At 34.4% G+C, this 20,246-nt stretch carries 27 protein-coding genes and 1 riboswitch; of the genes, 7 read left to right on the top strand and 20 right to left on the bottom strand.

Going from position 1 to position 20,246, the window contains the following annotated elements; genetic code table 11:
- Nucleotides 1–53: 53 nt before the first annotated feature.
- A riboswitch (cyclic di-GMP riboswitch) is annotated at nt 54–137 on the bottom strand.
- 213 nt (nt 138–350) lie between these two features.
- The 17 genes from JOC48_RS15775 to JOC48_RS21320 form a co-directional block, all read right to left on the bottom strand.
- Nucleotides 351–605 (bottom strand): hypothetical protein, encoded by a 255-nt coding sequence (locus tag JOC48_RS15775; RefSeq protein ID WP_204501295.1) that lies wholly within the window; start codon nt 603–605, stop codon nt 351–353.
- A 913-nt stretch (nt 606–1,518) separates the two neighbouring features.
- A complete protein-coding gene (locus JOC48_RS21565) occupies nt 1,519–1,647 on the bottom strand; it encodes a hypothetical protein (RefSeq protein WP_275580756.1) in 129 nt (42 codons plus the stop codon).
- A gap of 18 nt (nt 1,648–1,665) precedes the next feature.
- Nucleotides 1,666–1,878, bottom strand: coding sequence for a hypothetical protein (locus JOC48_RS15770; protein WP_204501294.1), 213 nt, complete (start codon nt 1,876–1,878; stop codon nt 1,666–1,668).
- A gap of 399 nt (nt 1,879–2,277) precedes the next feature.
- Nucleotides 2,278–2,478, bottom strand: a complete 201-nt coding sequence (locus JOC48_RS15765) for a hypothetical protein (protein ID WP_204501293.1) — start codon at nt 2,476–2,478, stop codon at nt 2,278–2,280.
- 43 nt (nt 2,479–2,521) lie between these two features.
- Nucleotides 2,522–3,472 carry an RpnC/YadD family protein gene (locus tag JOC48_RS15760; protein ID WP_204501292.1) on the bottom strand — a complete coding sequence of 317 codons (951 nt, stop codon included), beginning with the start codon at nt 3,470–3,472 and terminating at the stop codon, nt 2,522–2,524.
- Nucleotides 3,473–3,512: 40 nt separating this feature from the next.
- Nucleotides 3,513–4,427 carry an aldehyde dehydrogenase family protein gene (locus JOC48_RS15755; protein WP_204501291.1) on the bottom strand — a complete coding sequence of 305 codons (915 nt, stop codon included), beginning with the start codon at nt 4,425–4,427 and terminating at the stop codon, nt 3,513–3,515.
- Nucleotides 4,428–4,557: 130 nt separating this feature from the next.
- On the bottom strand, nt 4,558–5,124 hold the full coding sequence (locus tag JOC48_RS15750; RefSeq protein WP_204501290.1) for an amino acid synthesis family protein: 567 nt from the start codon (nt 5,122–5,124) through the stop codon (nt 4,558–4,560).
- A 280-nt stretch (nt 5,125–5,404) separates the two neighbouring features.
- The gene (locus JOC48_RS15745) at nt 5,405–6,274 is read right to left on the bottom strand and encodes a carbon-nitrogen hydrolase family protein (protein ID WP_204501289.1); all 870 of its coding nucleotides are present in this window, start codon (nt 6,272–6,274) and stop codon (nt 5,405–5,407) included.
- A 46-nt stretch (nt 6,275–6,320) separates the two neighbouring features.
- Entirely contained in the window at nt 6,321–6,602 is a 282-nt protein-coding gene (locus JOC48_RS15740) for a hypothetical protein (RefSeq protein WP_204501288.1), read from the bottom strand.
- A gap of 217 nt (nt 6,603–6,819) precedes the next feature.
- Nucleotides 6,820–7,848 carry an ABC transporter substrate-binding protein gene (locus JOC48_RS15735; protein WP_204501286.1) on the bottom strand — a complete coding sequence of 343 codons (1,029 nt, stop codon included), beginning with the start codon at nt 7,846–7,848 and terminating at the stop codon, nt 6,820–6,822.
- Nucleotides 7,849–7,953: 105 nt separating this feature from the next.
- On the bottom strand, nt 7,954–8,808 hold the full coding sequence (locus tag JOC48_RS15730) for an ABC transporter permease (RefSeq protein WP_204501284.1): 855 nt from the start codon (nt 8,806–8,808) through the stop codon (nt 7,954–7,956).
- Nucleotides 8,808–9,617 (bottom strand): ABC transporter permease, encoded by an 810-nt coding sequence (locus JOC48_RS15725; protein ID WP_204501283.1) that lies wholly within the window; start codon nt 9,615–9,617, stop codon nt 8,808–8,810. Before JOC48_RS15725 ends, JOC48_RS15730 begins: the two co-directional genes overlap by 1 nt.
- A 4-nt stretch (nt 9,618–9,621) precedes the next feature.
- Nucleotides 9,622–10,419 (bottom strand): ABC transporter ATP-binding protein, encoded by a 798-nt coding sequence (locus JOC48_RS15720; RefSeq protein ID WP_204501282.1) that lies wholly within the window; start codon nt 10,417–10,419, stop codon nt 9,622–9,624.
- A gap of 168 nt (nt 10,420–10,587) precedes the next feature.
- The gene (gene ssuE / locus JOC48_RS15715; RefSeq protein ID WP_204501281.1) at nt 10,588–11,163 is read right to left on the bottom strand and encodes an NADPH-dependent FMN reductase; all 576 of its coding nucleotides are present in this window, start codon (nt 11,161–11,163) and stop codon (nt 10,588–10,590) included.
- An 83-nt stretch (nt 11,164–11,246) separates the two neighbouring features.
- Nucleotides 11,247–12,308, bottom strand: coding sequence for an LLM class flavin-dependent oxidoreductase (locus tag JOC48_RS15710; RefSeq protein ID WP_204501280.1), 1,062 nt, complete (start codon nt 12,306–12,308; stop codon nt 11,247–11,249).
- Nucleotides 12,309–13,003: 695 nt separating this feature from the next.
- Nucleotides 13,004–13,732, bottom strand: a complete 729-nt coding sequence (locus JOC48_RS15705) for an IclR family transcriptional regulator (protein ID WP_204501279.1) — start codon at nt 13,730–13,732, stop codon at nt 13,004–13,006.
- Between the two features lie 1,264 nt (nt 13,733–14,996).
- On the bottom strand, nt 14,997–15,293 hold the full coding sequence (locus JOC48_RS21320; protein ID WP_204501277.1) for an NAD-dependent epimerase/dehydratase family protein: 297 nt from the start codon (nt 15,291–15,293) through the stop codon (nt 14,997–14,999).
- Between the two features lie 108 nt (nt 15,294–15,401).
- Between JOC48_RS21320 and JOC48_RS15695 the strand changes: the two genes are divergently transcribed.
- Nucleotides 15,402–15,554 carry a hypothetical protein gene (locus tag JOC48_RS15695; protein ID WP_204501275.1) on the top strand — a complete coding sequence of 51 codons (153 nt, stop codon included), beginning with the start codon at nt 15,402–15,404 and terminating at the stop codon, nt 15,552–15,554.
- Between the two features lie 19 nt (nt 15,555–15,573).
- Here the strand turns inward: JOC48_RS15695 and JOC48_RS15690 are convergent, their stop codons facing one another.
- The 3 genes from JOC48_RS15690 to JOC48_RS15680 are packed head-to-tail and all read right to left on the bottom strand — an operon-like array spanning nt 15,574 to nt 16,875.
- On the bottom strand, nt 15,574–15,735 hold the full coding sequence (locus JOC48_RS15690) for a hypothetical protein (protein ID WP_204501273.1): 162 nt from the start codon (nt 15,733–15,735) through the stop codon (nt 15,574–15,576).
- Nucleotides 15,725–16,351 (bottom strand): hypothetical protein, encoded by a 627-nt coding sequence (locus JOC48_RS15685; protein WP_204501271.1) that lies wholly within the window; start codon nt 16,349–16,351, stop codon nt 15,725–15,727. Before JOC48_RS15685 ends, JOC48_RS15690 begins: the two co-directional genes overlap by 11 nt.
- A gap of 32 nt (nt 16,352–16,383) precedes the next feature.
- The gene (locus JOC48_RS15680) at nt 16,384–16,875 is read right to left on the bottom strand and encodes a hypothetical protein (RefSeq protein WP_204501269.1); all 492 of its coding nucleotides are present in this window, start codon (nt 16,873–16,875) and stop codon (nt 16,384–16,386) included.
- A gap of 233 nt (nt 16,876–17,108) precedes the next feature.
- Here JOC48_RS15680 and JOC48_RS21560 point away from each other — a divergent pair, with 233 nt between their 5' ends.
- From JOC48_RS21560 to JOC48_RS15650, 6 genes are all read left to right on the top strand, one after another.
- Complete coding sequence (locus JOC48_RS21560) at nt 17,109–17,231, top strand: helix-turn-helix domain-containing protein (protein WP_204501267.1); 123 nt, start codon at nt 17,109–17,111, stop codon at nt 17,229–17,231.
- Between the two features lie 5 nt (nt 17,232–17,236).
- Entirely contained in the window at nt 17,237–17,371 is a 135-nt protein-coding gene (locus JOC48_RS21790) for a hypothetical protein (RefSeq protein WP_204501361.1), read from the top strand.
- A 92-nt stretch (nt 17,372–17,463) separates the two neighbouring features.
- Nucleotides 17,464–17,955, top strand: coding sequence for a competence protein ComK (locus tag JOC48_RS15665; RefSeq protein WP_204501265.1), 492 nt, complete (start codon nt 17,464–17,466; stop codon nt 17,953–17,955).
- A gap of 126 nt (nt 17,956–18,081) precedes the next feature.
- Nucleotides 18,082–18,513, top strand: coding sequence for a hypothetical protein (locus JOC48_RS15660; protein WP_204501362.1), 432 nt, complete (start codon nt 18,082–18,084; stop codon nt 18,511–18,513).
- Nucleotides 18,489–18,821: a DnaD domain-containing protein gene (locus JOC48_RS15655; protein WP_239584418.1), complete on the top strand. Its 333-nt coding sequence runs from the start codon at nt 18,489–18,491 to the stop codon at nt 18,819–18,821. The genes JOC48_RS15660 and JOC48_RS15655 overlap by 25 nt, the downstream gene beginning before the upstream one ends.
- Before the next feature lie 255 nt (nt 18,822–19,076).
- Nucleotides 19,077–20,177, top strand: a complete 1,101-nt coding sequence (locus tag JOC48_RS15650) for a hypothetical protein (RefSeq protein ID WP_204501259.1) — start codon at nt 19,077–19,079, stop codon at nt 20,175–20,177.
- Nucleotides 20,178–20,246: the final 69 nt, after the last annotated feature.

Genomic DNA, 20,246 nt, shown 5'->3' with positions numbered 1-20,246 from the left:
CTGAATACTTGAAAAAAGCACATCCCGATTTAAACAGGATGTGCTTATCCTGAAACGGTAACTGGCTGGCATTGCATTTCGCTTTAGCCCCTGTAGTTTTGCGTCACTGTGTTTCCACAATTTTGCCATTATCATTTCAATTATTTATTTCTAGTTCTTTTGTATCTATACTAAAGTACCTATAATATATCAAAAAAAGCAATAAAAAGAAACAAAATTCCGACAATTTCCGGGACATGGGGACAGGTCCTTTGTCCCATTCAGATGTCCATGTCGAAAAGGGTCAGACCCCTTTCGACATGTAATATTAAAAGGAGATTGCCAATAACAGCGACCTCCTATCTTATAGTTTATTGTGGGTTGATATTTTCTCCGATATTTCCTAGTAGGTTTGTCAGCAGGCCTAATATTTGCTGTGTTTCCTCTGAAGTTAAATTCTCCTCTGAGTTAATTCTTATACACGGTAGTTCTATTTGTATCTCAAGTCCTAGAAACACTATGGTAATGGGACTGGGAATAGAAACACATAGCAGTTCATCACCCTGACAACATCCTTCTTGCCCTTGAGTTTGTTGGATTTTACTTTCATTTGATTTTTTCGACATATTATCCCTCCTTTCATTTATAAACAATGTATGAAAGTGATAATAAGTTTGGATAAGCTATTCACACAAATTTAACAGAAATAATGATAAAATCTATGAACATGTGAAATATTGATAACAATAGCTCGACCTATCGAAAGAGCACTCTCCTCCGATTCCGGGTGTCACTATGACAGTACCTGACAGTCCCTTATAATAGATTTTCTTTATTAAAAGTTTGATCTCGTGAATCAGGGGAAGGTGATGCTAGTCTAAAAATTAGACACCAGAGAATGGGGATTTTTATACTTAAGATAAAAATTCTAGTAGTGTCCAAGATGACTAAAAAAGAATTTAAACACTAGTTTTCCATCCTTGAAAGTAATTCCCTTTCCTAGATGAATTGCTAAACTTGTCTGGGAAAGTAGATCGCCTCCCCACAACCGACTCTTCATTAGCGACTTATAATTACATTTATAATATAATAAAGAATACCGAGTGGCTGGTACCACCCGGTAACGTAACTACAGACCGCATAAAGAGCGGTTGACCAAATGTATTCCTTTGGCAAAGAAGTAACCGTCATCCTTGGTCATGGGGACGGTTATTTCTTTCTGTTTAGAAAGACGACAACACACACGCGTTTACATTCACTTTCCCTCCATTTATGCTCACAGAAAATCACCGTACTTAATCAACACCATAAAATTACGACAGGAGCATTACGCAAAATAAGTTAAAAGTTCATGATAGGAAGTGATTGGATGGATGTAGAAGTTTAAAGACACGACAAAAAAATCCGCCTTAACTAAAAGAAGCTGCTAATATATAAAACATCAGCAACTTCTTTAGTAATTTTCACCACTCATTTTCTGGCAAAATCCGCCAATTTCCGGGTGGCGCACACCTTTAGGAATGTGAAATAACTTCATCTTCATTTTGTTTCAATTTCTTTTTCCTTTATAGCTTTTAACTTTTTTTCATTGCTTTTCCTGATTTCTGCGTAATATTCAGTCTTTTGTTTTTCGATACCTTGATTAATCATTTTGATTGTAGAAGCCATTTAGAACGCCACCTTTTTTTATAACATCAACGATAACCCTATTAAATTTATACTCTCAACTTTTACCACCTTATGAGCACCTTTCACGGGTTTACTCTCATCTTTCCCACGTTTATGCGTAACTTCACGCGATTTTCTCTCATTTTTCACAAGCTTTTGTGCACCTTTCAAGTATTTACTCTCACCTTTCCCCTGTTTATGCGCACCAACCCCAGATTTACTTTCATTCAATCCGGATCCTAATTAACCAGAAACAAAGAAAAAGAGGACCTATCTACAGGAATCCTCCATCTAATCTTTAATTAATAAACTCAACAAACTCGAGATAGTTGTTCAAGTTCTCCATCCTTCGCTGATGATTAGGGCATCCGGATTTATTTCAGCCGCTGCGTCGTGTGCATTTTGGATAGAATCATAGGTACAAATTCTAAGTTCCTTTTTTTGTAATTTTTGTGTGAATTCTCAGCGCGTTTGCTAAAAAAATGCACCGTGAATAGTATCTTGATCAGTATGCGAGCAACTCGCAATGGAACCCATTATAATGAAAGTGTCCTCTTCTGAATCTAAACTATTAATCCCCCTTCGACAAAATTCACCAATTCTCGGGTGGTGACTAGGTACTAAAAATGATTAACTCGACAGTTCATCCGCCATTTCCTTTACCTTTTCAATTGGCAATTTCGCATGCTTTGCTACAAACTCTGCAGACATACCTGCTTTTAAAAGCTCAATCGCCACTGACTTTTTACCTTCTTCCTTTCCTTCTTCTTTAAAAATCTTCTCCCATTCTGCCAAAGACTTTGGCAAATTTTCACGATCCATGTACACCATTTCTTTTACCCCCTTTATGGGTGATGACAGGCACCAAAAATGATTACTTCGACAGTTCATCCGCCATTTCCTTTACCTTTTCAATTGGCAATTTCGCATGCTTTGCTACAAACTCTGCAGACATACCTGCTTTTAAAAGTTCAATCGCCACTGACTTTTTACCTTCTTCCTTTCCTTCTTCTTTTCCCTCTTTTTTTCCTTCTTGCTTTCCCTCCTGCCTTCCTTCTTCTTTAAAAATCTTCTCCCACTCTGCCAAAGATTTTGGCAAATTTTCACGATCCATGTACACCATTTCTTTTACCCCCTTTGTTTGGATGAGTTCATCTCTTAATTTTTTGGTTAATTCTAACGGAATCTGAAGTAAATAATCAATGAAGTAAATGAGTGTAGCTATATAAATGCGGCGTTCTACTGGAGGATAACTACTCTTTTGCAAAATTAATCGAAAAAGTTTTCGTTTGAAGCGATATCTTTTTTCTTCGTCGTCTTTGGATTCGTTGGCATATTTTGCTGCCAACACTGCGATTGCAAAAGGGTTGTTTGATTCAATTAGTTCTTTTTCTTCGTGATCATTGAATTTATACATATTATATTGGTACGTTAATGAAGTACCATGAAAGGAATAGTGGTGTGTGTCAGGCCTGAAACCTTTAGAGTCATCTGTTAACAATGCGATCGCAACAATGTCTCGATTAAATTTGTCATAGATTCGATAATAATAACGGAACATTCGCTTTGGAAAATCAGGATCTGGATCTCCTTGAACTTCGACATGAATGAGGATCCACTTTTCCTCACCACTTTTTAAATATACCTTCACAATTTGATCGGCAACTAGTTTTCCCTTTTTTTCTTTTACTATTTCTTGAAAAAGCTCTTGTTGTAAAAAATCCGGTTTTCTAGAAAAATTAATTTCCTCGGCGAGATTTGGTAGAAAAAACAGGGTGAACTTAATCACCCAACTAACAACAAACTTTGACAAATTCCTCGCCATCACTGTAACTATACTAGGTGGTAACAAGCAAATTATCTATCTAAAACTGATAATTCATACTAATAAATTTCATGTTGACCATTTCTCTCATTGCATATTTGACTCCTTCATATCCATAGCCTGACGATTTTAATCCACCATAAGGCATATGGTCAAATCGTAAAGTCGGTATATCATTGATTAATACCTGACCCACTTCTAAGTCATGGGCGAACTTTAAGGCTAAAGGTAAATGATAAGTGAAAAGACCAGCATTCAGTCCATAGTCACTATCGTTCATGGCTGATAACGCTTCTGATGAATTATTTACACTATTAACGATTACTACTGGACCAAATACTTCCTTACGAGAAACATTTGAATCAGGTGAAACATTGGTTAATATAGTTGGTTCTAAACCATTTTCCTTCTGCTTTCCCCCAGTTATTAATGTTCCTCCTTCATTAACCGCTTCTTTAATCCAATCCAATAAGCGTTTCTGAGACTCTTCATCTATGACTCCTGTTAAGTCCGTATTATCATCGTTTGGATCACCATACTTTAATAATTCTGTCTCCTCTTTAAAATACTTTACAAATTCTTTCTTTATTCCTTTGTGTACATAGATTCGCTGTGTACTAATACAGACTTGTCCATTATATGAAAATGCACCAACGACTAACTGCTTTGCAATTGTTTTTAATTTTGAATGAACACTTTTATCTATATATATAGCTGAGTTACTGCCTAGCTCTAAGGTGACTTTTTTCAATCCTACTTGAGATTTAATCAATTTACCTACTTCGGGACTTCCAGTAAAAGTAATTTTTTTAACGTCTGAATGATGAATTAATACTTTACCGAGTCTTGGACCATCACCAGTAATAACCTGATAAGCATCATACGGAATTCCAGCACGTACTAAAACCTCTTTTAATTTGATTGCTGATAAAGGTGTCTTCTCTGCAGGCTTCACGATGATAGCATCTTCCCCTTAAAAACCAGCTGCTAATTACTCTATTAAAAAAATTTTATTACCATTAACGTAGAATCAAACTGCAGTATTTAGCTCCTCGGTACTTTACCAAGGAGCATCCATTTAATAATCACTTTTCACCTAATTCATCGTGGAGGCTTCCTATACGAGGATGCGGACGACCAGAACTTGCAACCACACATATGACCACAATCTCATCCGGTAAGGGCGCATCAGGAATACGCACCTCAAATGTTTGATGATGAGAGCGTATTTTTGGATCAGTTTTATGTTTTATAGCTAAGTCAATAGAGGAGCCAGTCACTCCTCTTTTTTCGGATGAAGGCAATAAACTTTCCCCATTTACTAATTGTCTAAATGGATTTCCGAACTTCAAACTATGAATAAGTGCTGAAGCATGTTCAATTTCTCCGGAAGTTCCTACTAAAGCCCCTTTTCCATATGCTTCAACTTCTTCATTTAATAATTCAACAGCTTCTTTTCCTAACATATCACCCAACACTGGACAGTGAGAATCGATTAATTCACTTAAGTCTTCTTGGAATGGTTGATTAGCATATGGATTCTTAATTACTGCCATAGCTGTTGCTATTTTTATAGGCCGCTCAAGTGAGGCTCCACCTTCTTTATAAATTTTTTCAGTGTAAGTAACAATTTTTCGAATATTGACCTCCATTTAAACATTCCTTTCTATTTATCTAATTCTTACAAAAAAATTAACTAGTAGAATGTGATTAAAACTGTCAAATTTATATTTTTATATATTATATTCGGAATATAGAGTTATTATTTTAAAAGCAAGACAACCTTATTTAGAGTTGCCTTGCTCAATATATCCAATTAAAGTTCAAACCTAGCTATGAGAATTATTCTTTTTGTTCACCCCTGTTCCATTTGGAGTATTACTGTACTACTTTTCCCTTACATTAGGCAACTATAGTATGAAGTCCTAATTCTTATACATTAGAAGGTATCGAATGATATGCACTAGGCTTCCTGTTTTTAATTAAATTTAATAATATACCGAGTGACGTCCTAGCCTGTAAAAGTCCTTCCCTAATATTAATTTCCGCATAAGCAACACCTTCTTCATATCCACACTCAGCAACTGTTGCCCCTGTCGGATCTACAATCCTACTGTGCCCATAATAATTATGGTCTCCATGAGGACCGCACATATCTGAAGAAATAAACCATAACTGGTTTTCAAATGCCCGTACTTGATCCAGAACATCGTAATAACCTTTCCATTGGTCAGTTCCAGCGGCTGGCATTGTCCATGCCGTTGGTGAAATTAAAATATCAGCCCCTTTTAATGCAAGTTCTCTAGAGCTCTCAGGATAAGCTTTATCAAAACAAATAAGTAGGCCTATGTTTCCAATTTCTGTTGAGAAGACTTTAAATTCTTCTCCAGGAGTGAATACATGAGTTTCATCTCCTGGCTGATGTACTTTACGATATGTTCCAATATAACCCTCAGGTCCTACTAATACAGCTGAATTATAAAGAATATCTTGTCGTTCTCTGTCTTTTTCTGTCATTCCAAACACAATATATATATCATATTCTTTTGCAGCCCTTATTAAAGTCTGAACAGAAAGACCATCAGGAATGACTTCTGCATTTTTATGCTGATAATTCACATTATCTAAATCCATAGAATGAAGACTTTTCAAGTATCCCTGTAAGGATTGCTCAGGAAACACAATCAGTTTAGTTCCTTCAAGTGAAGCTTTCTTAATATAATCCAAATATTTATCTAAATTTTGTTTTTTATTAAATGCTACATTCATTGAGACAGTGGCAATCTTTACTAAGTTAGTCATATTTAAACCCCTTTTCAATACAGATTTTATTCTTACAAAATTGGTTTTATCGCTTTTTAGAAGTTAAAGTACTGTACACTTGTAATTGTTTTGTTAATCCCCCAGGACCAAATTTACGACGATTTTTCTTCACAACAGATTCCTCATTAACAAACTTAAGAAATGATAGAATGCTAACACGCCTTTGTATAATATTAGTAATGCCTTCTTTATAAAACCAAGCATCAATTGTATTGTAAATCCCTCTATTAATCCCATATTTATCCGTGCAATATTTAATAAAAGAGAAATCAGTAAAATGTATAGTATCTTTTGTATCTAATAACATTTCTGTACCTCCTTCATAAAATTTTGTCCCGAGGATCAAGGAAAAATATAGGTTTATCTAACATCCTACCTCCATAATTATTTAACGCTTTTACATGGTTAGGATGTTAGTATTCTACTTTCTTCCCCAATGCCTCCCGCACCTATTATCACTTGTTTAAAAATCATTAGATTTATTAGTTAACTATAAAAAACATTTAACACACGAGCTAAAATATTTATTTAACTGCTTCTTCATATATTGATTTATTAATAGCTTTTTCCAAGTCTGCTTCTTCCTCAATCAGCCCATATTCATATGCAAGGTCTGCCGTACGCTTTACAGATTCTTCCACGAACATACCCATTTGTTTATCCGTGAATCCTTCCGGTTTGATAAGTTTCGCCATTTCACTCATCATGAATTCTTGATGTTCTCGATTAGAGCTGCCATCTATAATATTATCCATAACAATATCTACTGCTTCATCTTGATTATCAATGGCATATTGCCATCCCTTGAGAGTAGCCCGTACAATTCTTATAGCAAGATCTTTATTTTCTTCAACAAATTCATCGCTTGCTATCAAAGTATCTTCTATTGAACCTACACCTGCATCCTCTAATGGGAATACGTTTAATTCGGATTCTTCCATTCCACTAGTTAGCACCACATAATATTCGTTATAAGCAGCTGCAGTAGCTACATCAACTTGATCATTTAAGAATTGATCCATAGTAAAGCCTTGTTTTACTAATTCAATATCATTTTCTGGGTCTATTCCATATTTTTTCATAAACGCTAAAATAGGGAATTGTTTACCACCCATCCATGTTGAAACTTTTTTACCTTTCATTTCTTCAGGACTATCAATACCTGTTGATTTTTTTGCTATTAGATATTTACTACTTACTTGTTGAATTTGTGCAATTGATTGGAGTGGTAATCCATTATCACGATTAACTAGAAGCCCTTCAAGAGAGGTTATGCCAACATCTGCTACTCCATTAGCTACTTGTTGTTCAGGTACAATATCCGGACCACCCGGAACAATCTCAATATCAATTCCCTCTTCCTCATAAAATCCTTTATCATCTGCCACATAAACACCAGCAAATTGCGCCTGCGGAACCCATTTTAATTGAATCGAGACTTCCTCTAAACTATCAGCAGAAGTACCTTTAGCCTCTTGATTACAAGCGGTTAACAATAGAAACAACGAGATTAGTATTAAAGTAAAAAAAACATTAGAATATATTCTTTTCATGATTTTCCTCCTAAAAATATATTTTTACACTTTTGATCCACACTGTAATATTTTACATGGCTATCTTACTGTGCTAATCTTCTTTGTTGTTTTATCATTTTATCTTTATGAATTTTTCCAAGGTATGCATAAACGTTCAGTTACTTCAACAGCATTATAAAATAATATTCCCATAAGAGAAGCAATCACAATACAACTCCATGCTAACGGCATATTCCCAATTTGAATTTGATCAGATAATAAAAATCCTAGTCCCTTGGAAGAGATGAAAAATTCTCCAACTAATGCAGCTATAATACTGGCAGATACATTGATTCTCAATGCAGCAAATATATATGGTAAAGAATGTTTAAAGCGTAACAACATAAAAATTTGACTCTTTCGAGATGCATAAGAATACATCAAATCAAGATAGTTGCCATCAATGGATTGAAAGCCTTTATACGCATTAACCACCATTGCCGCCATTGTTGAAATAGTTACGATTGCTATCCGAGATCCAATACCATCACCAAACCAATTGTTCATTATTGGTGAAAGTGCAACAATTGGGATAGCGTTTAGAGAAGCAATCACTGTCACTCCTCCCTTGCCGATACTTGGAAATAAAGACGCAAGCATAGCTATAATCCATCCTAATAATGAACCTAAAATAAATCCTCCAAGAATTTCTGTTCCTGTATATGCTGAATAAAACATAAGAGTTAACCAATTTTCGATCATGGATTGTACAATAGTTATAGGTGTTGGAAGTTGATATAATTCAAGATTAAAAATCATATGAAAAACTTTTATTTCCCAAAAAAATAAAAACACTATACCGAAAACAACTGGAAAAATTACTGATTTCTTAAACAGGTAATCTTTAAAAATCCAATTATAGGTTGTAATTTTTTTAAGTTTACTTTCAGCTTCCACTGTTTGTTTACTTTCAATAGAATTGACAGAAGTGGGTTTCATCAAGTCTCATTCCTTTCTCGGTGAAATTCCGGCTGCCAGGAAGTTATAATTCTCTCTAATAGTAAAATAAATATAAAAGATGCAATACCGATGAATACGCAGATTAGGATAACTGACCAGAACATATGAGCTTGAGCCTCACCATAATATAAACTGCTTAACATTAAAACACCAATCCCATTAGGGGCCCCCATTAATTCCACAACAACGGAAGCTGTAACCGCTAGAGGAGCAGCAATTTTCATACCTGAAAACAGGTTCGGAAGTGCGGCGATTATCTTGAATTTTGTATACATTTTCCAAGATGGAGTGGCATATGATCGCATTAATTCAAGTTGTTGCGGTTTTATATTTTCTAATCCTTGGAGCATATTAATAGTCACTGGAAAAAAAGTTATATAACCTGCTGTCACTATACGAGATAAATCCGGATCCCTTAATATACCAAATATAATAGGGGCTAGTCCTATTACCGGAATCATTTGTGAAGAGATAATATATGGAGACAGAGTGTACTTAACCGACTTTGAAAAGCTCATTATTAAAGCAAGTAACATACCTGCTAAAGTACCTATAATAAAGCCTTGCGCAGCCTTTCCGAATGTAATACTTCCCTGTTCAAACAAAACTGGTATATTTTGAAATATATTAATTACTAGATCGTGAAAGTATGGCCATTTAGTTTCTGCTGAGTTTATATGGACAACACTATGCAATATCCATGCAGTGAATTCCCAAATTGCTACTAAAAAAATCATCCATAATAAAGTAGAAACAAAGTGGTTCTGCCTTTTAGCCAATGAGCCCATTTACTCAATCTCCTTCCTCATAAAAACAACTTCTAACCTGTGTAATATAATCAAAAAATTCTTTAGTTTCTCTTATTTCAGGCTTTCTATCATAACCAAGATTTATTTCAAAGATGGAATGAATCCTCCCAGGATGAGCTGAAAGTACTATGATTCTATCTGACAAAAACACAGCTTCAGGAATGCTATGTGTTACAAAAATAATTGTTTTTTTTGTTTTCCGCTTAATTTCCATCAAATCGAGATGAAGCTTTTCTTTCGTAAATTCATCTAATGCCGAGAATGGCTCATCCATAAATAGTATTGGTGGATCTAATGACAAAGCCCTCGCTATTGCCACACGTTGTTGCATTCCTCCACTTAGCTGTCTTGGGTATTGTTTCATAAATTTTGAAAGTCCTACCAGTTCTAACATTTCTAGCGCCGTTTCTGAACGCTCCCGCTTGCTTTTTCCCATAATTTCTAGTGGTAACTCAATATTTTCCTTTACATTTCTCCATTCGAATAACGTTGTTGTTTGAAATATAATTCCGAGCTTTCTTTGTAATCTAGCATATTTAGGGTCATTTCCTTCAATCGAAATACTACCTGAAGTAGGCTGAAGTAGATCTGTCATTAAACGGAGCAGTGTCGATTTACCACAGCCTGACGGACCAAGAAGTGAGACAACTTCATTTTTGTGAACATTAAAACTAACTTGTTTTAATGCTGTAACCTCCTTGTCCTTTCCCTTAAAAACTTTGTCAACATCTCTTACAGATACTTCAACGGTAGGTTCTTCATACTCTAGCTTCACGTCCATATGATTCTCCCTTCTATTAATTTGTATAATAGATCAAGAAACGGCTATATGATAGGTTTTCTAAGACTACTAAACCTTACAAAACCCAGTAACCTCGAAATGTTGCAAGTAAGAACAGTCTTTTAGGGTCCATAACAAGCAGGCACCCTCTCTTTAAACCATGGAAAACTAAGCTTTGTTAATTAATGCAGTGACTTTGTCCCCTCGTTCATTATCCATAATTAAATTATTCATAAACCTGCTGATGGAAGTTTCTAAACGTTGATTTACCTCTTCGGATAAATCTACTTTTCCATGATCATTCCAAACGACTTGACTATCTTGAATAAAGACCTCTTTTTCTATATGTGTGGCACCTAAAACAGAAAGTACCGGTTTAAGAGCATATTCTATTGATAGAAGATGGGCAATTGTTCCTCCCATAACAATAAGAAATATATTTTTATTCTCTAAACCTTTTTGAGGTAATAGATCAAGATAAGATTTTAATATTCCTGAAAAGGAAGCTTTATACACGGGTGTAGCGATAACTACAGCATCTGCCTGCTGTACTAAAGAATTACTTGCTTTAATTTCATCACTATCAAATTTTGCGTGAATAAGATCATCGGCTGGTAAATTAAAGACTTCTATGTGATCTACATCCATTTCTCTTTGTTCCAACTTTTCTATAACTTGATCAATAACACCATAGAGTCTAGAAGAATTCGAAGGACATCCTGAGATAACAACAATTTTCTTCACCTTTATCTCTCCTTTTAAAAAAATGGTTTAAGCTAACGAATCAATTATTTTCTTCATGAAGAATACTAACAAGTATAGCTGCTTCATATTGCAATTTTAGATCTCAGACCTTTCTCATCAATCCTCGCCAATATTTCTTTCTCAAAATTTTCCATTCCCTTGATAAAGTCCGGGAATGTAAATAATAAACCATCAATATCTGTGTTCTTTGATAAATAATCAATGTAGTCAACTACAGTCTCTGGTGAACCAACAATAGGAGGACACATATAGACATTCTTTAGTTTTTCAGTAAAGGTCTCCTTCATCGATCCCTTATCATTACTTGATGCCGCCTTCAACCCTGCTAAACTACTTTGAGCTGATCCAGCTAAGTATTGCTCATTTATTTTTTCTGCTTCTTCATCTGTATCAGCGGTAATTATTGTATATAATGCATACGTTTTGATACTTTTACCGGCTTTCTGTGCAAGAATCTTTCCTTTTGTACTTACATTCTTGATCGTTTCCAAGTCTCCAACAACAAAATTAATATCACAGTGTTTAACCGTAAATTGGAGTCCAGTATCTGACATACCTGCACAAACAATAGGTGGATTTGGCTTTGTAATAGGAGTAGGCTGACATAAACAATCATCTAAATTAAAGTATTTTCCATGATGTGTGACTCTCCCATTTCTCCATAGCTCTTTTACAATGCTTAACCATTCATCTGTATATTCATAACGATATTGATAATAATCATCCCCAGGCCATAAACCCATTTGAGAATACTCAAATTTATTCCATCCAGCTACAACATTCAAACCAAATCTTCCTTGACTAATGTCGTCCACTGTAGCAGCCATCCTTGCAGCTATTGCAGGATTAAGAGTCAATGGTTGTACAGTAGCGTAAATACCGATTTTACTTGTGACCGCTGCGATTCCAGCCATCAAGTTAAATGAATCCATCGCATAATCCCAATGTTCTGTTTCCCCTCCATAACCTCGATATTTCACCATCGAAAGCACAAAATCTAAATCCATTCTCTCAGCCATAACTGAAATTTCCTTGTTTAATTCAAACGTAGGCATATAATGTGGCGAATTATTAGAAACTATCCATCCATTATTCGCAATAGGTAAAAAGATACCAAAATCCATTTCAATCTCCCCTTCATTTTTTAAAAATTAAAATTATTCTGATTTTTATTGTTAGTAGTATATCCCCCTTTTTTTCATCAGCAACTTGTTAGTTATCAATAATTGATAGTTACTTATCATTAATTGATTATCAATAATTGATAATCAATTATTAACTTTAATATATATTTAAATTACATAAAAATCATTTACCTTGTCAGAAATTATTACTATGTTTTTCAAAAGTGAACTACCAAAACGATGGGAGGAGTATGCAAAAGTCGATACCATTAGAAGTTTTAAAGGAGTAGGAAAAGTTAACACTCTATTTATACAGAAAGTTGGATGAATTGGTTTATTCATACACGATCATTTTACCTTACCAAAGGAAATCTTATATAAAAAATAGTATGTTTATCATAGAAATTAAAATATATTGAACTAGTTTTCTGAAGATATTCAAATCGCATAATAACTGAGTACTTTTAAAAAGATGACTTATGGGGGAGGAATCCTTTTCATTTAGCTCATAATTTCTTTAAGAGGAATCCTATACAAAAAACTAAATAAGAACTTCTAATGGAGGCTATTTTTATTTTAAAAAATAATATCACCCAAAAGATAGTATAATAGAAAGTAGACCCATTAAGGGCAAAAGTATGGTCTTTTGGGATAGCCTCCTTGAACAGACACTTACCTTTTATTAACATCCCAGATCATATGAACTTATTTACCTCTTTAACAGCATTATTTAGTTTGCTAATTATTTTTTCCTTATCCATATTCAAAACTCGATCCCTTGGACCAGCAATACTTAATGAAGCAATTACTTTATTCTCCATGTCACGAATTGGAACTCCTAAAGAAACCACACCATAATCAATTTCACTATCAGAAATACAGTAGCCTTTCTCTCTTATCTCTTTCAAATTTTTCTTTAATAAAATTGGGTCAACTATTGTATTTTCAGTATGTTTTTTTACTAAACCTTTTTCAAATAACTCATCTACAAATTTCTCTTCCATATGTGCAAGTATAATTTTAGAAGCTGCACCTCCGTACAAAGGTAAAATTCCTCCTTGTTCGGAAGAAACCTTAATTGGTTGATGAGATGGAATAGTTTCTAAGCAAACAGCATTATATTCTGACCTTATTAACAGAATCGATGTCTCCCCAATATCTTTAGTTAATTGTGTCATTATAGGTCTTGCTATAGATCCAATACTAATATCACTCTTCACTATATTTGCTAACTTAATAAAACGATATCCTAGTTTATAACTACCATTACTCTCTATAATAAATCCCTTTACTTTAAGCAGGCGGAGATTTCGATATACTGAACTTTGGGGTTGGTTAAGCATTTCTGCCATTTGTGGAACCGTCAACTCCCTTGTATTAAAATCAAACAAATTTAATATCTCTAATGTCTTTTCAGCACTCATAATATTTCACCTCCCCTATCAAATATTACGTAAACTTTTTGATTATCCTTTAAAATTTTTCTTCACCTTGATAATCACTACCGCCTAATCAATTAAGCATGATTATGACATAACCCCATTTTTAATTGTATTACTTTATTCGACATTATAAAATTAAATCCTTCAAAATTCTACTCATGCTAGTAAAAATGGGTACACCACCCTTACGTATAAATTGTACCAAAGCATAAATAAGAGTTAATTAACAATAAATTATACATTATTCTCTTTATAATAATCCTAGCAGCTCTCCAGCAACCATACAGGTGAGACAGCAGCGGCTCTATTATTATGGCCGTAATAAGAATAACGCGTTCAAATAAATCTAAATAAATCATCAATGAAATCCCCCTGCATTAGTAGGTGGGATTTCTTTGATGATTCCCCAGCTTCTAAATCTTAAAAAAGCATTCTTTAGCCAACATCTGATTCAAAGGTGGGCGTTTTGACGCTTACTTCCGTAAGAAAAAGACAAAAATATCACGAATAACCATTCACCTTACTAACCTTCGACAAAATCCGGGCGGTCACTGTGACAATACCTTACGCAATACTCAACAAAAAATTTTTTCAAACTTTTTGGGGGTAATTTTTTAATTTCAATTGTGTGATCGTCCAACCTTTGATTTTATTCCTCTTTCACAAAGTCTTCTAGGATTCTTCATGAACAGTATTGGTCTACGATGCAGCACTAGAATGTATCCTAGTTTGTATAGTGCTCATCAATTACACTAAGGTATACAGTGGTAAACGACAGTAATTTATCTTTGTCATAGAGTGGTAAAAAGTATGGCAATGGTGATAAATTTCATTGGCCGAATCACGAATGGTTGTTACAATGGCGCAGGTAACGTAACAAAAAATAGTGTAGTTTGTTGTGTAGGTAAAAGCATATGATTTTCACCCAATTGCTTGACAGTCACATCATGTAATTAGAAACAAATAATTCAGCTTGTTTGTTGAGATTTGCCATAAAAAATTCCTCAATTAAATCACTTATTTTACGTCCAATGGATAAGATAATTTCTCACTGTTGTTTCCAGTGAAGATACAGATCAGTAACCAAGGATATGTAGCTTGCAACTATAGTAACAGGCTCTGCATCGGTTAGCTTAAATGTTTGATATTATTTATCCCTCCAAATTTAAAAAACCATAACTCCTCGTAAGGAATTAGGGCTTGTTATATGAACTAACAATCATAAATATAATATATAATTGAAGGTTCAATTGATACGGTTATACCAATAAAAAAACTCCCGCAAAATTTTCTCTACAGAGCTTTCCCCATCCTTTTCGACAAATTCCGGGGTGTCACTGTGACTATACCTTTGGTTGGTTAAAATTTCATCCAGTACCTCACTATCTTGCAGCGTCCCTTCGTAAAAAGCAGCACCGTGCAACGCTTCCGGATGCCCTTTTTGCAAGCTGTCTAAAACGATATCATGTTCCCCTTGCTCCTGTAAAAATAAGACGGTGTGACTACCGATGTAGCCTGCACCGCCCGTAACTAAAATAGCCATTTTATCCTTCCTCCATTGTGATTGATCCACAAAACGACATCATAAATGCCATATTCTCGAATATCTATTAGTAAAGTTGGTTAAAATTCTTTCTAAGAGGTGTATTTTATGCAAAAGTTTAATAAAGACATCCCCAAAAATAATAGACAATTACTAAAAAATAAACTTTCAGAAAGAAGAAGTTTAATCATACAAAAATGGGATGAACTACAAAAAGAACTTAAAACGGAAAAAAAATACTACAAAAAAAAACAGAACTAGCATACTAAGCCAGCCTGTCCTATTTTTTCATATCTTTACGCATCTCTTTTAAATCACTTTTTATAGTGCCATAATTTTTTCTGAGTTTTTTTTTGCTTTTATTAGCTAATTTTTTATAATGTTCTTGTCTACTAAGAGGGACTGTGTTTTTTCGAGAGGATTGCAATTCTTTAACTGCCATCTTCTACACCCTTTCTGATTCTGACTTTACCTTTCTCAACTTCTAATAGTAAATACATATAGTAGAATACTAGACTGTGAATATCTCTTAATATTATCTTAACATCTTCTTCGTTACCTTCCAATTCTTTTTTAAGTTCTTCATCCTTATTAATAGCTACGATCCATTCTACATCATCAAATTTATAATAAAGTCCAATATATTTATTATCATGTGCAAAATATCTGTTAGGATCGTATGCAGCAATTATCCTAGCATCATTGGTAGTTTTATAGTCTTCTCTCGTTATGTAATCATCCATTTTAATTTTGCAATTGGATTGATTATATTGTTTTAAGCCCTTATTATTCTTAGAATATACAACATGACCTTCCGGATATTTAATGGATGATACAGTAAATTTGTGTTTTACATAATCTTCTAGCAGGCTTTCGTATTTATCTAAAAGTTCCATTAAATTCCCATTAAGATTTATGTGCATGTCCAATTCTTCAATATTGATTCTTCTTGTTTCGTCTACTTTATTATCAAGGCTTTCTATCTTACTATGATAATATTTCCTGTCTTCATCTCTGCGTTCTCTCTCTCTTTGTAATTGGTTTGTTAAATTAATCAATTCTTCAGTTTCTAGTGCCTTAAGATTATCCTTCAGGTCTCTAAATAAGAATTTCTCGGATCATCAACGAGAGGCAAAAGTGAATCATATAAGAATTCTAAATATTTCTTCTTCGTTTCGTAATTGGCATACTTTTCATCATTAATATTAAGCATCCCTACTATTGCTTTGTACTTTAACGCAACATAAGACACCCATAAAAAAGCAATTACTACTAACATTCTAGTAACCCACTTATTACTAACTAGAAATAAAAAAAATTCTTTAATTGTGTCTATAACAACCGAACCGAAAAAAATATAATCAAGAACACCTATAATAATAAAAAGAAATGTTATCACTAGATATAAAGTCCGCCAATAAGATATTATGTCCCAAAACTTATAAATGGCAAATATTCTAACTTTCGTACGAAAGGGTTCATTTTTCTTATCTTTTACATCCCTATATTTCTCTATGTAATCGTCTAGTTTACTAGTAACCTTTAATAACTCTTCTACAGTCCATTTTTCATTTGATGACAAACTTTCCACAGCCTTTATCATTTTTCCTAATTTTAACATAAATTTGAAAAATTATGAATAAATTACCAAACTCTACCCTCTATTCCACATCATCAATGGTCAACCTCCCCTAACGAGCCATACGTTTTAAAATTATTTCGTCTATTTTTACATATATTACCAAATTCCATCTATAGCTTGTGTACCAATTTTATCCATAAATAGATAATGAGTTCAAAAAAGGGCGGATAAGATTGGATAATCAGGAAATACTTCAGCAAGAGCTTGGAAAGTACATTCGAATGAATAGACAAGCTATCGATTTAAAACAGGCGAAGTTAGCAGAAAGAGCGAATATAAGCAGTGTAACTATTTAAGTGAAATAGAGCGTGGCCTAACACACCCATCATTTGGCACTGTATTAAGGATACTTAAGGCGCTTAATCTCAACTTCAATGAACTGGTAGAGTGTTTAGATCCAATTATTACAAGACAAATGGAAAGAACCTCCACCTGATTAATAGCACCTCTCTCCTAGTTTTCTCTATCCACCTGCCAAAAACTAGCCAATCTAACAATCAAATAACCCCAAAAAGGAGTGTCCCCACTATGCCAAACATTTTACCCACGTATGACGTAAACGAAAAAACAATCGCATTACTTCCTTCCAGACAGGTGGAGTACGATACGATTGTCATGGAAGCGGATCAGCGTTTATTCGTTCGACAGACGCCGCTGGAAATTATTAAAATGGCCTGTTTAAAAGCCGGTTCCTCCTATGAAGGCTGCCGTGCTTCGTTGATGTACTTAACGAATTCGAGAAAGAAAGTGCCGATTCCCATCCTGCTAGAGAAAAACATCTACGCCTTTCCGACGCATTCTCCGACTAACTTCAACTGCCAATGGCTGTTTTATCACCACATTGCTTCGATTAAGCCGCATCCTTCTTCTAAGAAAACCCATCACCGTGCCACCATTACATTCAAAAATGGTCAAAATCTAGCAATGAATGAATCCTATTACCGATTAATCAAGCAAATGTATCGAACCGCTGAATGTATCACTATGCTATCTTCTTCTAGTCATTCTATTTTTGTGTGAAAAACACCATTCCCAATAAGACTCGAAAGGAAGTCCTCCATGAACTATATCAAAGAAATCAATGCATTTTAAAACCAAATCGAAACCAATCCTGTATCCCCATCAGCTGGCATCTTATGGTATGCCTTGATCCATATTAATAATAAAGCAGGCTGGAAGAAGCAATTTACAGTCGCAGCATCCGTCCTACGGGTAAAAACTGGTCTAAAGGAAAGCTCTTTAAAGCGAGCAAGAGAAGAGCTGCAGCAAAAAGGATATATTTCTGTTCAATCAAGGGGTGGCAATCAAGCACCTATTTATCAACTAACAAGCTTGTCGTCCATATTGGACCACAGTACAGACGACAGTGCGAACCAGACTACGACCGAGACAACGAACCAACGTATGGACCAAACTACTGCCCCATTAAATAAACAAGAAAAGAAAAGACAAAACATAAACAAAACAAGACAACAACAACTGGCGCGCTCGTGTTCTATCAAGAAAACTTCGGAAAACCTACTCCATACATACAAGCTGAGCTTCAGAAGTGGATGTCTGAGTTCGGTGATGTTTTAATAATCGAAGCAATGAAAAAAGCACTTGAACATAATAAAGCCTCCTGGAGTTATGTCAAAGGTATCCTGCAGTCATGGTCCGAAAAAGGAATCGCAACTATTGAAGAAGCACAAGCAGAAGCATCCGCTTTTAAAAAACAAAAAAAACAAAAGCATCCACGCCCACATCAAGCTAAAAAGCAAGAAATCATCCCTGACTGGTTTACGCAAAACAAAAAAGCCTCACCCACAAGGTCAGTCTTAGCAAAACAACAAGTAGATGTTGCTGATTTATTGAATGATTATTGCATGCAAAAGGAGTTGGGATAAAGACCGAAACAACGGGGGATCTCCTTCAGCTGCGTCAACCTACCTGTTCGACAAATTCCGGGATGTCACTGTGACAATACCTTTCTTTTTTGTAGAAAAGGAGAAGGAAAAATTCAGGTATTAATTGAATAGTTAGGTAGAATTGAACTTTTAGATTTAATAAACAGTGGTCGCATGGCTGACTTAATAGACCCGAGAATGTTTATATATTCCTTAAGGGTACTTATTCAATAAATTAAAGGTAGGTGAGCACAAATGGGGCGTTTGTTAACTGAAAAAGAAGTTGCGGAATTAATGAATAACCTTAATGACGAACAAAGACAGCACATTATCCAATTCGTTAATCAAAGTAAAAAGGATAAGTGGTTGGAGGTATTAGCAAATAAAAAAGGGTTAGTTGTAGGAAATGATATAAAAGACCTTGAGGACAGGATAGAAGACTGGGTATTAGAAGATATTTTAGATAGTGGCTATGGTAATCGTTATTATAAGTGTGAATGTGGTACACCATTACGTTTTCAGTATATCGTTACTCATTCATCGGAAAATAAGAGATATAAGTTAGGTGAAACATGTTTTGAAAATTATACAGGGTTGTCAGCTGACATAATTAATGCTATTAAAAATGGACTTTATAAGGTAAATGAAGAAAGAGATGAAATACTTGTAAAGTTTAGGGATGGAGAAGAGACCTTAATTGAAGGATATGAAGGGATCAATATTCCGGAAAATCTATTAAAACAAATTAGATTAGGGTTACCTCTTTCAAACAAACAGTTAACTAGTATCTTTAAATTACTTGAAGAAAGAAGACAAACACAATTAAAAAGAGAAGAAGAAGAAATGAGGGAGAAAGAAAGACTTGAGATTGAATCGTTTTTAAACACACTAGACACGGAGAAACGGAACGCTCTTCGGGATCTAAGTTATGAAGGTATAAGGGAAATCAAAGAACTAATAAGTAAAGGGATAAACTATTGTTCATTAGAATCATATGCAGACACAGAAATACCTGAGGATATTTATTCTCAAATGAGCGTTGGATTACCCCTATTCAAAGAGCAAATTAATCGATTAAACGAATTACAGAGAGTGCATCATCAATATAAACGAAAACTTAGAAAAGGAACAACCTCTGTCACCTATGAAGAACTTATAAATAGGCATTTAGAAACGTTAAAGAAAATAAGGGACAAAGAAGACGCTATACCAAGTAGTTTGATAGAGGATTGGTCTAATATACAGAAGGGTGTTATAGATTTAAGAGAGGGAAAAGATTTTAATTATGGTACCTGGAAACTTAAATTGAGGAACCTTCTAATTCCGATAAAGGTAGAAGAAGATGATTATTTATAAGAAGAAGTAATTTCTAACGATTTCATAAAAAATTAAACTAACCTGGTTTATTATTTATTGGGGAAGGAT

The organism is Aquibacillus albus, assembly GCF_016908325.1.
Lineage (GTDB): Bacteria > Bacillota > Bacilli > Bacillales > Amphibacillaceae > Aquibacillus_A > Aquibacillus_A albus.
This window is presented reverse-complemented; position numbering and strand designations above follow the sequence as displayed.